General features: G+C 54.0%; 14 protein-coding genes and 1 other RNA gene. 4 read left to right on the top strand and 11 right to left on the bottom strand.

The genetic code is table 11. The annotated features are described in order from the left end of the window. Positions 1-69: 69 nt before the first annotated feature. From ubiH to ACLD3P_RS09645, 3 genes are read right to left on the bottom strand one after another with little or no spacing between them, the layout of a single operon-like run. Complete coding sequence (gene ubiH / locus ACLD3P_RS09655) at positions 70-1248, bottom strand: 2-octaprenyl-6-methoxyphenyl hydroxylase (RefSeq protein ID WP_047643391.1); 1179 nt, start codon at positions 1246-1248, stop codon at positions 70-72. After that, positions 1245-2561 (bottom strand): Xaa-Pro aminopeptidase, encoded by a 1317-nt coding sequence (gene pepP / locus ACLD3P_RS09650; RefSeq protein WP_131046529.1) that lies wholly within the window; start codon positions 2559-2561, stop codon positions 1245-1247. The genes ubiH and pepP overlap by 4 nt, the downstream gene beginning before the upstream one ends. Positions 2562-2586: 25 nt before the next feature. Then, positions 2587-3165: a YecA family protein gene (locus ACLD3P_RS09645; RefSeq protein ID WP_000027236.1), complete on the bottom strand. Its 579-nt coding sequence runs from the start codon at positions 3163-3165 to the stop codon at positions 2587-2589. 166 nt (positions 3166-3331) lie between these two features. Here ACLD3P_RS09645 and zapA point away from each other — a divergent pair, with 166 nt between their 5' ends. The 3 genes from zapA to ACLD3P_RS09630 all read left to right on the top strand — a co-directional run bounded on the left by zapA (position 3332) and on the right by ACLD3P_RS09630 (position 4503). Beyond that, positions 3332-3661 carry a cell division protein ZapA gene (gene zapA, locus ACLD3P_RS09640; RefSeq protein ID WP_001276011.1) on the top strand — a complete coding sequence of 110 codons (330 nt, stop codon included), beginning with the start codon at positions 3332-3334 and terminating at the stop codon, positions 3659-3661. A gap of 41 nt (positions 3662-3702) precedes the next feature. After that, positions 3703-3886, top strand: a non-coding RNA gene (gene ssrS / locus ACLD3P_RS09635) — 6S RNA. Between the two features lie 20 nt (positions 3887-3906). Further along, positions 3907-4503 (top strand): 5-formyltetrahydrofolate cyclo-ligase, encoded by a 597-nt coding sequence (locus ACLD3P_RS09630; RefSeq protein WP_031604965.1) that lies wholly within the window; start codon positions 3907-3909, stop codon positions 4501-4503. A gap of 380 nt (positions 4504-4883) precedes the next feature. Here ACLD3P_RS09630 and serA read toward each other — a convergent pair whose 3' ends face one another. Beyond that, a complete protein-coding gene (gene serA, locus ACLD3P_RS09625) occupies positions 4884-6116 on the bottom strand; it encodes a phosphoglycerate dehydrogenase (protein ID WP_001151627.1) in 1233 nt (410 codons plus the stop codon). Positions 6117-6382: 266 nt separating this feature from the next. Continuing rightward, a complete protein-coding gene (rpiA, locus tag ACLD3P_RS09620; RefSeq protein ID WP_000189741.1) occupies positions 6383-7042 on the bottom strand; it encodes a ribose-5-phosphate isomerase RpiA in 660 nt (219 codons plus the stop codon). Between the two features lie 153 nt (positions 7043-7195). Between rpiA and argP the strand changes: the two genes are divergently transcribed. Further along, on the top strand, positions 7196-8089 hold the full coding sequence (argP, locus tag ACLD3P_RS09615) for a DNA-binding transcriptional regulator ArgP (RefSeq protein ID WP_000828345.1): 894 nt from the start codon (positions 7196-7198) through the stop codon (positions 8087-8089). 167 nt (positions 8090-8256) lie between these two features. Here the strand turns inward: argP and ACLD3P_RS09610 are convergent, their stop codons facing one another. From ACLD3P_RS09610 to epd, 6 genes are all read right to left on the bottom strand, one after another. Continuing rightward, on the bottom strand, positions 8257-9003 hold the full coding sequence (locus ACLD3P_RS09610) for an oxidative stress defense protein (RefSeq protein ID WP_000669854.1): 747 nt from the start codon (positions 9001-9003) through the stop codon (positions 8257-8259). 93 nt (positions 9004-9096) lie between these two features. Beyond that, positions 9097-9732: an arginine exporter ArgO gene (gene argO, locus ACLD3P_RS09605; protein WP_000626876.1), complete on the bottom strand. Its 636-nt coding sequence runs from the start codon at positions 9730-9732 to the stop codon at positions 9097-9099. A gap of 200 nt (positions 9733-9932) precedes the next feature. Beyond that, on the bottom strand, positions 9933-10793 hold the full coding sequence (locus ACLD3P_RS09600) for a small-conductance mechanosensitive channel MscS (RefSeq protein WP_131046530.1): 861 nt from the start codon (positions 10791-10793) through the stop codon (positions 9933-9935). A 222-nt stretch (positions 10794-11015) separates the two neighbouring features. After that, a complete protein-coding gene (gene fbaA / locus ACLD3P_RS09595; RefSeq protein ID WP_000034386.1) occupies positions 11016-12095 on the bottom strand; it encodes a class II fructose-bisphosphate aldolase in 1080 nt (359 codons plus the stop codon). 101 nt (positions 12096-12196) lie between these two features. Further along, positions 12197-13360, bottom strand: a complete 1164-nt coding sequence (gene pgk / locus ACLD3P_RS09590; protein ID WP_000111274.1) for a phosphoglycerate kinase — start codon at positions 13358-13360, stop codon at positions 12197-12199. 21 nt (positions 13361-13381) lie between these two features. Then, a complete protein-coding gene (gene epd / locus ACLD3P_RS09585; protein WP_000218338.1) occupies positions 13382-14428 on the bottom strand; it encodes an erythrose-4-phosphate dehydrogenase in 1047 nt (348 codons plus the stop codon). Positions 14429-14617 lie beyond the last annotated feature (189 nt).

The following is a 14617-nucleotide window of genomic DNA, read 5'->3' as shown; positions in this document are numbered from 1 at the left end:
CCATCCGGTATTTTTACGAACACGATGCCGGATGGCGGCGTAAATGCCTTATCCGGCCTACAGATCTGCTTAACGCGCAACCCAACCTAAGGTCCGCTGTGCCAGCGCATCGCGCGCAGGCGGTAATAATTCCATCGCCATTAAACCGATATTGCGCCCGATAACCAACGGTGCCCAACGATTTGCAAACAGATGGACCAGACCGTTCGTTACGCCAATCGTCGTATCCCGGTCAACCTGACGACGCTGCTGATAGCGCGATAACACGTGCCAGGCGCCAATATCCTCGCCCGCGTCCTGTGCCGTGACCAGCGTTTCCGCCAGGCTCATGACATCGCGCAGACCGAGATTAAACCCTTGTCCGGCGATAGGATGCAACGTCTGCGCCGCATTGCCGACCACGACAGTCCGGTGAGTAAACACTTTCGCCGCCGTAGTCAGGGCAAGCGGATACGCGCTGCGCTTACCCGCCTGAGTAATTCGCCCCAGCCGCCAGCCGAACGCGGCCTGCAACGCATGACAAAACTGCGCGTCGGACCAGCTCAGCACCTCATCGCGCTGGTCGAGCGGGTGACACCAAACCAGCGAACATCGGCCATGCGACATCGGCAACATCGCCAGCGGGCCATTGGGAGTAAAACGTTCAAAGGCGCGTCCCTGGTGCGGGATAGCGGTCGCGACATTCGCTATCACCGCTAACTGTTCGTAAGGCTCCTGACGCCAGTCAACGCCGCAGGCTGACGCCAGCGCGGAGTGGGTACCGTTAGCCGCCACCAGCACGCTGCCAGCTATCACATTGCCATTTTCCAGTGTGACGTTAACCTGCTGTTGGGTACGCGACACGCTGGCTACGCGCTCCGGGCAGTGCAGCGTAACGCCTGGCGCTTTACGCAAGAGCGCAAACAGACGCAGCCCGATATCATGCAGCTCCGCAACGTGACCCAACGCTGCCAGACTGTAGTCCTGCGCGTCGAGAGTCACAAATCCGGCATGGCCGCGATCGCTGACGTGTACGGTGTTGATTGCCGTTGCGCAATCGGAAATCGCCTGCCAGACGCCAATTCGCGCCAGTTGCTGGCAAGTGCCCGCCGCCAGCGCAATCGCTCTGGCGTCAAAGCCGGGATGACCGTCGGCTTCAGGCGCTTTCGCTTCAATCAGGTGTACCGGCAACGTCCCATGACTGAACTGAGAGATGGCCAGCGCCAGCGTCGCGCCTGCCATGCCGCCGCCAACGATAATGACGCTCATTGCTGCCGCGCCGCCGCCATTAATGCCTCAATGTCATCCGCCTTCTTCACAACGCCAGCGGTCAGGTTTTCATTACCGGTTTCGGTAATGACAATGTCATCTTCAATTCGAACGCCAATGCCGCGATACGCTTCCGGCACGTCGGCATCCGGCGCGATATAGAGGCCTGGCTCTACGGTCAGCACCATGCCCGGCTCCAGGATGCGGGAGCGATCCGGCCCATAAACGCCGACATCATGAACATCCAGCCCCAGCCAGTGGCTCAAGCCATGCATAAAGAAAGGACGATGCGCATTTTCGGCAATCAGTTGATCAACCTCTCCTTGCAAAATCCCCAGCTTCACCAGCCCGGTTATCATGATGCGCACGACTTCGTCGGTCACCTCCTGAATAGAGGTGCCAGGACGGAACAGTCGCAGGCTGGTCTCCAGCGATTCCAGAACGATGTCATAAATTTCACGCTGAGCTGGCGTAAATTTCCCGTTCACCGGGAAAGTACGCGTGATGTCGCCCGCGTAACCTTTATATTCACAGCCCGCGTCGATAAGCACTAAATCGCCGTCGCGCATTTCACTTTCGTTTTCAGTGTAATGCAGGATACAGCCATTTTCGCCGCTGCCGACAATGGTGTTATAGGAGGGATAGCGCGCGCCGTGGCGGTTAAATTCGTGGTGAATTTCACCCTCCAGCTGATACTCAAACATCCCCGGACGACATTTTTCCATCGCGCGGATATGCGCCAGCGCGCTAATTTCCCCGGCGCGGCGCAGGACAGCAATCTCTTCCGGCGATTTGAACAGGCGCATCTCATGGACAATCGGTCGCCAGTCAGTCATGGTGGCCGGCGCAGTCAGATTCTGGCGGGAGCCTTTACGCAGCTTCTCCAGCGCAGCCAGAACAATCTCGTCGGCATACGCATATTCGCCCTGCGCGTGGTACACCACATCCAGACCATTAAGCAACTGAAAGAGTTGCTGGTTGATTTCGCTAAACGCCAGCGCCCGGTCAACGCCCAGTTTTTCCGGCGCGGCATCCTGTCCTAAACGGCGACCAAACCAGATTTCCGCCGTCAGGTCGCGAACGCGGTTGAACAAAACGCTGTGGTTGTGGGTGTCATCACTCTTAATCAGTACCAGCACGGCTTCCGGTTCGTTAAAACCGGTGAAATACCAGAAGTCGCTACTCTGGCGATACGGATATTCACTGTCTGCGCTGCGCGTCGCCTCCGGCGCGGCAAAGATCAGCGCGGCGCTGCCGGGCTGCATTTGCGCCAGTAATGCCTGGCGACGGCGTTGGTATTCCTGCTGAGTCATGACATGGCCTCCATTTCGTTTTTTCTTAGTGTAGCGTCGGTTTACGCACTTCCGGCGCGGTCGGCTGTTGGCGCGTGAAAGTGTCATGACATAACAGCGCCGCAACACGGACATATTCGATGATCTCTTCGAGCGACATCTCCAGCTCTTCCTGATCTTCGCTCTCATCATAACCAAGCTGCGCAATATTACGCAGGTCGTCAATCGCTTCACCCGTTTCGCCGGTGACTTTATCAAGTTTAGGCTGCGTTACGCCGAGGCCAAGCAAAAAGTGGTTAACCCACCCGGCTAATGCATCAGCGCGATCGAATACGCTGACATCGTCGCCTTCAGGCAGATAAAGCTGAAAAAGAAAGCCGTCGTCTTCCAGCGCGTCGCTGGTCGCCGCGTGCATTTTGCGCAGCGCCTGAGCAAGCTCATGCCCGAAGGCCAGACCTTCGTTCGTCAGGTCGTGCAACAGCGGCTGCCATGAGCTATCGTTGTTGCCGCCGCAAATCATCCCGCTGATTAAACCATGCATTTCAGCCGGGGTCAGACCGGCCCCTTGTTGATTCAAAAACCGGTTCATTTCGTTGTAACCAGGCATTTCGTTCTGTATAGACATAAGCATTCGTCATCAAAGGGAGGATATTCATGATATGCTACCACTTTGGACCCTGGTGAACCAGAAAAGGGCTTGTATCTTCACACCAGGGTAGCTATAGTGTCGCCCCTTCGCGGACCCTGGGTCTGGAGACGAAGGCAGCGCAGTCAATCAGCAGGAAGGTGGCATGTCTGCACAACCCGTCGATATCCAAATATTTGGCCGTTCACTGCGAGTGAATTGCCCGCCTGACCAAAGGGATGCGTTGAATCAGGCTGCGGACGATCTGAATCAGCGGTTGCAAGATCTGAAAGTTCGCACTAGAGTCACAAATACTGAGCAGTTGGTTTTCATTGCCGCATTGAATATCAGCTATGAGTTAACTCAGGAAAAAGCGAAGACCCGCGATTACGCGGCGAGCATGGAACAACGTATTCGGATGCTACAACAGACCATCGAACAGGCGTTGCTTGATCAAGGTCGCATAACCGAAAAAACGGGCCAAAACTTTGAATAACACTTTTCGCTTTACTATGGTAAAGTGATTGTGAAAACAGAATTTCTCTGAGATGTTTGCAAGCGGGCCAGTCCCCTGAGCCGATATTTCATACCACAAGAATGTGGCGCTCCGCGGTTGGTGAGCATGCTCGGTTCGTCCGAGAAGCCTTAAAACTGTGACGACACATTCACCTTGAACCAAGGGTTCAAGGGTTACAGCCTGCGGCGGCATCTCGGAGATTCCCCTTCTGACTGGCGACAGCCATGACGCAACTTCCCGAACTCTCTTTATCACGACAAGAAATCCGCCGAATGATTCGGCAACGTCGCCGTGCGCTGACGCCAGAGCAGCAACGCCGCTTTGGTCAACAGGCCGCCGCCCGAATGCTCAGCTTTCCTCCCGTCGTGATGGCACACACTGTCGCCGTGTTTCTCTCCTTTGATGGCGAACTCGACACCCAGCCGCTGATAGAACAGCTATGGCGAGCGGGCAAGCGCGTCTACCTTCCGGTTCTTCATCCCTTCAGCCCTGGCAACCTCCTGTTCCTGCACTATCATCCACAGAGTGCGCTGGTGACCAACCGCTTAAAGATCCGGGAGCCACGGCTTGATGTCCGCGACGTATTACCGCTGGCAAAGCTGGATGTGCTGGTAACGCCGTTAGTCGCGTTTGACGAAGACGGGCAGCGCCTGGGGATGGGCGGCGGATTTTATGACCGTACGTTGCAAAACTGGCAGCAGCATAAGATCCAGCCCGTGGGCTACGCGCATGATTGCCAGTTAGTAGAAAAGCTGCCGGTTGAAGAGTGGGATATCCCGCTGCCTGCGGTGGTGACGCCGTCCAAAATTTGGGAGTGGTAGCCGTGTTTTGTCGATTGACAGCGTCGCTTTTTTGACCTAAATTTCTCGGTGAAGGGTGAGGGAGGCGAACCTCCCTCCTGCGTACTCACTGTTAATATGCTGGGCAAGCGATGATTAACAGGATCAGCAGCATGATGACGTATCTCATCATCGTCCCTTTCCTTTTTAGAGCCCCTGCTTCGGTAGGGGCTTTCCCGTTTCAGCGCTATGCTGAGCCCTTATCGTAAATTCCTTTTATTGCTGTACAACACGCAACGCTGCCTTTAATTACCAATTGCGGCAAGGCTCGAAAACAGAATGTATGCGTTACACGAAGAGATGTTGAGGCAGGGAAACCAGAGAAAGGATGGGCAGGTCATCTCCTGCCCATTTAGAGGAAATTAGTACAGCAGACGGGCGCGAATGGTGCCCGGAATCGCCTTCATCGCCAGCAGCGCTTTCTCCGCCACATCGCCATCGGCTTCTATATCAATCACCACATACCCCATTCGGGCGGAGGTTTGCAGATACTGCGCGGCAATGTTAACGCCCTGCTCGGCAAAAATCTGGTTAAGCGCGGTCAATACGCCTGGGCGGTTTTCGTGGATGTGCATCAGACGACGACCGCCGTGCAGCGGCAGCGACACTTCCGGGAAGTTCACGGCGGAAAGCGTCGAGCCGTTATCCGAGTACTTAATGAGTTTTCCTGCGACTTCCAGACCGATGTTTTCTTGCGCCTCCTGCGTCGAGCCGCCGATATGCGGCGTCAGGATCACGTTATCGAATTCGCACAGCGGAGAGGTAAACGGATCGCTATTAGTGGCCGGTTCCGTCGGGAAGACATCGATAGCCGCCCCCGCCAGATGTTTCGTCGCCAGCGCGTCGCACAAAGCCGGGATATCCACTACCGTACCGCGCGCGGCGTTAATCAGCAGCGAACCCGGCTTCATCAGGGCTATCTCTTTTGCGCCCATCATGTTTTTGGTGGAGGCGTTTTCAGGTACGTGCAGACTGACCACATCGCTCATATTCAGCAATTCAGACAGGTGCTGCACCTGAGTTGCATTACCGAGCGGCAGTTTATTTTCAATATCATAGAAATAGACATGCATCCCCAGCGATTCAGCCAGAATGCCCAACTGCGTTCCGATATGGCCGTAACCGATAATGCCAAGCTTTTTACCGCGCGCTTCGAACGATCCCGCCGCCAGTTTATTCCATACGCCGCGGTGCGCTTTGGCGTTCGCTTCCGGCACGCCGCGCAGCAGCAGCAATAGCTCGCCAATCACCAGCTCCGCCACGGAACGGGTATTCGAGAATGGCGCGTTAAAGACCGGAATACCGCGTTTTGCCGCCGCATTTAAATCCACCTGGTTGGTGCCGATGCAAAAACAGCCAATCGCCACTAGCTTCTCTGCGGCGTTAATCACTTCTTCTGTCAGATGAGTACGGGATCGCAGACCGATGAAGTGGGCATCGCGGATGGACGCTTTCAACTGTTCAGCGTCCAGCGCGCCCTTGTGATATTCAATGTTGGTGTAACCTGCCGCACGAAGGCTTTCCAGCGCCTTTTGATGCACCCCTTCAACCAGCAGAAATTTAATTTTATCTTTCTCCAGCGATACCTTTGCCATTTCCCCGATCCTGTCTTTTTTTGCCATCTGATGTTGTGTGTGGATTTGCATCCGTCCTTCAACATATCAAAAAAAATTATCACGGCAATATGAACGTTTGCGCCAGCGTCGTGAAGGAATCGCATACAGCGGGAAATAGCAGATGAAAATACCGGGAATAACTTTTTCTTTGGAGGGATCGGCAGGGCAAACGATTAAACGTGATACATGTCACCAAATTTGCCCTGACCGAATTTTTTACGCGGCAGGAAATACGCCTGGCGGGATCATTTTACGATGGTTTTCACCCCGTCCGGCGTGCCGATCAGTGCGACATCGGCGCCACGGTTGGCGAACAACCCTACGGTCACGACGCCCGGAATCGCGTTAATGGCGTTTTCCAGCGCGATGGGATCAAGGATTTCCATACCATAAACATCCAGAATCACGTTGCCGTTATCCGTGACCACGTTCTGACGGTACTCCGGACGCCCACCCAGCTTCACCAGTTGACGAGCGACCGCGCTGCGCGCCATCGGAATCACTTCGACCGGCAACGGGAATTTGCCAAGAATATCCACCTGTTTAGAGGCATCCGCAATACAGATAAATTTCTCCGCCACGGAAGCAATAATTTTCTCACGGGTTAATGCCGCGCCGCCGCCTTTGATCATCTGCATATGACCGTTGATTTCGTCCGCGCCATCGACATAGATACCCAGGCTATCCACTTCGTTGAGATCAAACACATGAATACCGAGGCCTTTGAGTTTTTCAGTCGAGGCGTCCGAGCTGGAGACCGCGCCTTCAATCTGGCCTTTCATTGTGCCCAGCGCATCAATAAAGTGTGCGGCCGTTGAGCCTGTACCAACGCCCACAATGGTGCCGGGCTGTACATACTGAAGTGCCGCCCATCCTACCGCTTTTTTCAGTTCATCCTGCGTCATAGATCGTTTCGCCTGTGGTGTGAAAATACAGCCGCATTATAGAACATTGTCGGGAAAAATCTCCGTGTCCGTACACAGGCTACGGATTTCATCTGTACCGACGGCAAATTTATGTCATAGTGCGGAAAAAAATAACAGGAGCATGACACAACAATGAAACGTCCGGACTACAGAACACTACAGGCGCTGGATGCCGTTATACGTGAACGAGGATTCGAGCGCGCCGCCCAGAAGCTGTGCATCACGCAATCCGCCGTCTCACAGCGCATAAAACAGCTTGAGAATATGTTCGGACAACCGTTGTTGGTGCGTACCGTTCCTCCTCGCCCCACGGAGCAAGGGCAAAAATTACTGGCTCTGCTGCGTCAGGTTGAACTGCTGGAAGAAGAGTGGCTGGGCGATGAACAAACCGGCTCTACGCCGCTGCTGCTGTCGCTGGCGGTTAACGCCGACAGTCTGGCGACCTGGCTGCTTCCGGCGCTGGCGCCGGTGCTGGCGGACTCCCCTATCCGTCTCAATTTACAGGTGGAAGATGAAACGCGCACGCAAGAACGTCTGCGTCGCGGCGAGGTGGTGGGCGCGGTGAGTATTCAGCATCAGGCGCTGCCCAGTTGCCTGGTAGACAAACTGGGCGCGCTCGACTATCTGTTTGTCGCGTCAAAGCCGTTTGCCGAGCGCTATTTCCCCAATGGCGTTACCCGGTCGTCGCTGCTGAAAGCGCCCGCCGTCGCGTTCGACCATCTGGATGATATGCATCAGGCCTTTTTGCAACAGAATTTCGATCTACCACCCGGCAGCGTGCCGTGCCATATCGTTAATTCATCCGAAGCGTTTGTACAGCTTGCGCGTCAGGGCACGACCTGCTGCATGATCCCTCACCTGCAGATTGAGAAAGAGCTGGAAAGCGGCGAGTTGATCAACTTAACGCCTGGTTTGCTACAACGCCGGATGCTTTACTGGCACCGCTTTGCCCCGGAAAGCCGGATGATGCGCAAAGTAACCGACGCGCTGCTGGAGTACGGGCACAAGGTGCTGCGTCAGGATTAGCCTCTCAATGAATGCCGGATGGCGGCGTGAACGTCTTATCCGGCCTGCATGACCCATTATTCCCCCGTCGCTTCTTTGAAATTCATCACAAAATCATTGCGTTCAGGCGGCAAAAAACGAGAACACCGGGAGAAAACGCGGCCTGGAAGCGCCCAGGCCGGGCGAGATTACTGCGTGCTGGCGGCCGTTGTCGACGTCTGCCCTGTTCCAGGTTCAAGCTGGAATACCACATCGACCTGATCGTCGAACTGAATAGTCGGCTGCTCGTAAGTTTCCTGCGCGGATACCGGCGCAGCATCTGCGGCTTTCATCATTCGCACCACCGGACTCGGCTGATAATTAGAGACATGGTAACGAACGCTGTAAACCGGCCCCAATTTGCTGTTAAAACCGGCTGCCAGCGCTTGCGCCTGATGAATCGCGTCATCAATGGCGGCTTTGCGGGCCTTGTCTTTATAGGCGTCCGGTTGCGCCACGCCCAGCGATACCGAACGAATCTCGTTCAGACCCGCCTTCAGCGCGCCGTCCAGCAGCGAATTGAGTTTATCTAACTGACGCAGCGTCACTTCAACGGTTCGCACCGCGCGATACCCTTTCAGAATGCTTTTACCGTTTTGGTAATCATAATCCGGCTGCGTGCGCAGATTCGCCGCGCTAATGTCTTTTTTCGCAATCTGATTTTGCTCAAGGAAGGAAAGATATTGCGCCACGCGCTCATCGGCCTGCTTCTTCGCCGTCGCCGCATCCTTCGCCGCGACGTTCACTTCAATCGCTAAGGTGGCGATATCAGGCACAGCATCGACGCTTGCCGTACCGGAAGTCACGATGTGCGGGCCTTCCGGCAATTCGCTTGCCTGCGCCGACATTGCACTTAAACCCACTAATGCCGCCAGGGCCATCACTTTGAACTTCACAGTCTCTCCTCCATATTGCAGTCATTGCCCTGATATACAGGGCGCATGCAGGCAAGCTTAGCGGATATCGGCCTGTTGTCCATCAGACAACGCTTAGTTGAAAAGCGCGTGCATATGCGCGACGCCTTCCCGCGCCAGTTGGAAGGCGATAAGCCACATCACCACCCCAACCAGAATGTTGATAATGCGTTGAGCTTTCGCCGTACGCAGTCGAGGCGCAAGCCAGGCCGCCAGTAGCGCTAACCCAAAAAACCATAAGAACGACGCGCTAATCGTGCCGAGGGCGAACCAGCGCTTTGGCTCCATAGCCAGTTGTCCGCCGAGACTGCCCAACACGACAAACGTATCCAGATAAACGTGCGGATTCAGCCACGTTACCGCCAGCATCGTAGCAATAATTTTCCAGCGCCCCTGCTTCATAACCTCGGCGCTGGCCAGCTCCAGATTACTGCTCATTGCCGTTTTCAGCGCGCCAAAACCGTACCATAACAAGAACGCGACCCCGCCCCATGTGACCAGCGCCAGCAGCCACGGCGACTGCATCAGCAACGCGCTACCGCCAAAAATACCGGCGCTAATCAGGACTAAATCACTTAACGCGCAAAGCAGCGCTATCATGAGGTGGTACTGGCGACGAATTCCCTGATTCATCACAAACGCATTTTGCGGGCCAAGCGGAAGGATCATGGCGGCGCCAAGGGCAAGCCCTTGAAAATAATAAGATATCACGTTAACTACCCTGAGCTGTTTTTCTTAAAGGCAGACTATAGCGCGGGAATATTATTAGCGGAAATTGATAATTTTAATCACTAATAAGAAAAGCTAATGAAGAGACTGAATAACGGATGGCGGCTACGCTTATCCGCTCAATAACCAGAGAATACTGGAGGCGGATAAGCGCAGCACCGGCAGGCAGCGCGGGAGGAAAATTAGTCCGCGGCGTTATCTTTCACGCGTTTAAAATTGACGTCCATCTGCGGGTACGGGAAGCTAATACCAGCGGCGTCGAATTCACGTTTAATACGTTCCAGCACGTCCCAGTAGACATTTTGCAGGTCGCTGCTTTTACTCCAGACACGCACCACAAAATTAATTGATGAGGCGCCCAGCTCATTCAAACGTACCGTCATTTCGCGATCTTTTAAAATACGATCGTCGGACTCGATAATCGTCGTTAGCAGCTGTTTCACCTGATCGATATCCGAATCGTAGGCCACCCCAATAATGAATTCGTTACGGCGAACCGGCTCACGAGAATAGTTGATGATATTTCCCGCGATAATTTTGCCATTCGGAATCACAATAATTTTGCCGTCTACCGCGCGCATTGTCGTGGAAAAGATTTGCACGTTCAGTACCGTACCGGCAACGCCGCCCAAATCGACATACTCACCGGCGCGGAACGGACGGAACATAACCAGCAATACCCCAGCCGCAAGGTTAGAAAGCGATCCCTGTAATGCCAGGCCAACGGCTAAACCGGCGGCGCCCAGTACGGCAATAACCGAGGCGGTTTGAACCCCCACGCGACCCAGAGCCGCAATCAGCGTAAAAGCGATAACCCCATAGCGCACCAGCGCAGAAAGAAAGTCGGCCACTGTCGCATCAATATGACGCGCACGCATCAGACGATTTACCGTATTGGAGATCACGCGCGCTACAATCAAGCCGATGATGATAATAGCGATAGCCGCAACAATATTCACAGCATAGCTGAGCAATAACGCCTGGTTGCGTACCAGCCAGGTGCCCGCACCATTTATGCTGTCGACAACATTCAAATCTTCCATTCAATATTCCTTGGTCATAGCAAAACAAGCAAATGAGATCATTCTCACGAAAAGAACTTTTTAAAGGTAAACAAAAACAGAGGAATATGCCATTTTTCGGCATCATCCCCAAAAAGGCAGGCACACTGTGAGTTGGCCGGATGAAAGCGTTAACGCCGCTCTCCGGAAATAACGATAAAAAAATGGCTTCCCGAGGGAAGCCATTTTAATCAACAGACTACATTACAGAACGTCAATCGCGTTCAGTTCTTTAAATGCTTTTTCCAGACGAGCGATCATCGAAGTCTGGCCAGCACGCAGCCATACGCGCGGGTCATAGTATTTCTTGTTCGGCTGATCTTCGCCTTTCGGGTTGCCCAGCTGACCTTGCAGATACGCTTCGTTTTCTTTGTAGTAGTTCAGAACACCTTCCCAGGTTGCCCATTGGGTATCGGTATCGATGTTCATTTTCACTACGCCGTAGCTTACGGAGTCTTTGATTTCCTGAGCAGTAGAACCGGAACCGCCGTGGAAAACGAAGTTCAGGCTGTTGTGCGGCAGGTTGTGTTTCTTAGAAACATAGTCCTGAGAATCACGCAGAATGGTCGGGGTCAGAACCACGTTACCCGGCTTGTAAACGCCGTGTACGTTACCGAAGGAAGCGGCAATGGTGAAACGCGGGCTGATTTTGCTCAGCTCAGTGTACGCGTAATCAACGTCTTCCGGCTGGGTGTACAGGGCAGAAGCGTCCATGTGGCTGTTGTCCACGCCGTCTTCTTCACCACCGGTGCAACCCAGTTCGATTTCCAGAGTCATGCCAATTTTGGACATGCGCGCCAGGTATTTGGAGCAGATTTCGATGTTTTCGTGCAGAGACTCTTCAGACAGGTCGATCATGTGAGAAGAGAACAGCGGTTTACCGGTAGCCGCGAAGTGTTTTTCACCCGCGTCCAGCAGACCGTCGATCCACGGCAGCAGTTTCTTCGCGCAGTGGTCAGTGTGCAGGATAACCGGAACACCGTAGTGCTCAGCCATCTGGTGAACGTGATGCGCGCCAGAGATAGCGCCCAGGATTGCCGCGCCCTGAGGTACGTCAGTTTTCACGCCTTTACCCGCGATGAAGGAAGCGCCGCCGTTGGAGAACTGAACGATGACCGGTGCTTTAACTTTTGCAGCGGTTTCCAGAACAGCGTTGATGGAATCAGTGCCCACGCAGTTAACTGCCGGCAGAGCAAAATTGTTTTCTTTTGCTACCTGGAACACTTTCTGTACGTCATCACCAGTGATCACGCCTGGTTTTACGAAATCAAAAATTTTAGACATGTTTCGTTGTCCTGTATCGTCGGGCTTTGGGAAAAAACACGGGCCGCCCTGAATGTCAGATCGGCAATAAATCAACGGGCAGGAATCCCTGCCCGTAACGATTACTTCTTAGCGCGCTCTTCGAGCATCGCTACGGCTGGCAGAACTTTACCTTCCACGAATTCGAGGAATGCGCCGCCGCCAGTAGAAATGTAGGAAATTTTGTCAGCAATGCCGAACAGGTCGATTGCCGCCAAGGTGTCGCCGCCGCCAGCGATGGAAAACGCTTCGCTATCAGCGATGGCATTTGCCACGATTTCAGTCCCTTTACGGAAGTTCGGGAACTCAAACACGCCAACCGGGCCGTTCCACAGAATGGTTTTGGCATTCTTGAGGATTTCAGCCAGCTGCTGAGCGGAAGCATCGCCGATATCCAGGATCTGCTCGTCTTCTTTCACGTCGTTAACGGATTTCAGAGTCGCCGGTGCGGTTTCGGAGAACTCAGTGGCAACGCGAACATCGGTCGGAACCGGGATATCGCAAGTGGTCAGCAGACGTTTTGCTTCGTCAACCAGGTCAGCTTCGTACAGGGATTTACCGACGCTGTGGCCCTGAGCGGCAACGAAGGTATTGGCGATACCGCCGCCGACAATCAGCTGGTCAGCGATTTTAGACAGGGAATCCAGAACGGTCAGTTTGGTAGATACTTTAGAACCACCAACGATAGCCACCATCGGACGAGCCGGCTCTTTCAGCGCTTTACCCAGCGCATCCAGTTCAGCGGCCAGTAGCGGGCCTGCGCACGCGACGTCAGCAAATTTGCCGATACCGTGGGTAGAAGCCTGCGCGCGGTGCGCAGTACCAAAGGCGTCCATCACGAATACGTCACACAGGGCGGCATATTTTTTAGACAGCGCTTCGTCGTCTTTCTTTTCGCCTTTGTTAAAGCGAACGTTTTCCAGAACCACCAGCTCACCTTCGGCCACGTCAACGCCGTCCAGGTAATCTTTGACCAGGCGAACCGGGTTAGACAGTTTGTCTTTCAGGTAGTTAACAACCGGCAGCAGAGAGAATTCTTCGTTGTACTCGCCTTCGGTAGGACGACCCAGGTGGGAGGTTACCATCACTTTCGCGCCCTGTTTCAGAGCCAGTTCGATGGTCGGCAGAGAGGCGCGGATACGCGCGTCGCTGGTCACTTTCCCTTCTTTAACAGGTACGTTCAGATCCGCACGGATAAAAACGCGTTTCCCGGCCAGATCCAGATCGGTCATCTTAATTACAGACATGGTGAATCCTCTCAATGATGCTTAAAGTTTTGTCGACGCTGACGCGTCGAGCCTGAAACCAACTGCGGCCATCGCTAACGTGGTGTCGAGCATCCGGTTAGCAAAGCCCCATTCATTATCGCACCAGACCAGCGTCTTGATCAGGTGGGCGCCACTGACCCGGGTTTGCGTGCCATCAACAATGGCGCTGTGCGGGTCGTGGTTAAAATCTATCGAGACCAACGGTGATTCCGTATAGTCAACTATACCATGAAATGCACCTTGTGCTGCTTTTTGCAGCAACTGGTTGACTTCACTGGCTTTTACTGGTTTTTTCACCGTCACGCTTAAATCGATCGCCGTCACATTAATGGTTGGAACGCGCACGGCAATCGCCTCAAAACGGTCGTTAAACTGCGGGAATATACGCGTAATGCCTGCCGCCAGTTTTGTATCTACCGGGATAATCGACTGGCTGGCCGCGCGCGTGCGCCGTAGATCGGAGTGATACGCGTCGATCACCTGCTGATCGTTCATCGCGGAGTGGATCGTCGTGACGGTACCAGACTCGATGCCGTAAGCATCATCCAACAATTTAATGACGGGGATTATGCAATTCGTGGTACAGGACGCGTTTGAGACAATACGATGTTCCGCACGCAGTTGGTTCTGGTTCACGCCAAAAACGACGGTGGCGTCAAGATCGTTGCTGCCCGGATGAGAAAAGAGCACTTTCTTCGCGCCAGCGGCAATATGCGCCTCGCCATGCTCCCGGTTGCCATATACGCCCGTACAATCCAACACGACATCCACGCCCAGTTCGCGCCACGGCAGATCCGCCAGCGTTCGTTCATGCAGAATACGAATGACATCGTCGCCGACAAAAAGCTGCTCGCGCTCGTGGCGAACCTCCCATGCAAAACGCCCGTGGCTGGTATCGTATTTCAACAAATGCGCCATGCCTGCGGCATCCGCCAGCTCGTTGATGGCCACCACGGTAATTTCCGCCCGACGTCCGGATTCATACAAAGCACGAACCACGTTACGCCCGATGCGACCAAAGCCATTAATCGCTATGCGTACGGTCATAGGTCTCCTGCAAGGCTATCCCGATTCAGATGAGGCTGACAGAGTAATGCAGCTCATCGTCGAGTAAAACCTCACCTGTCGCAAACTGCGACTGATTGGTTAATTGTCGAACATTTAATTAACTGAAACGCTTCAGCTAGAATAAGCGAAACGGGGAATAAAAGGAATGTTTGTCCAGTCGAAGAAGAC

The organism is Salmonella sp. 741265073_HBA (assembly GCF_046569105.1).
Taxonomy (GTDB): domain Bacteria; phylum Pseudomonadota; class Gammaproteobacteria; order Enterobacterales; family Enterobacteriaceae; genus Salmonella; species Salmonella enterica.
This window is presented reverse-complemented; position numbering and strand designations above follow the sequence as displayed.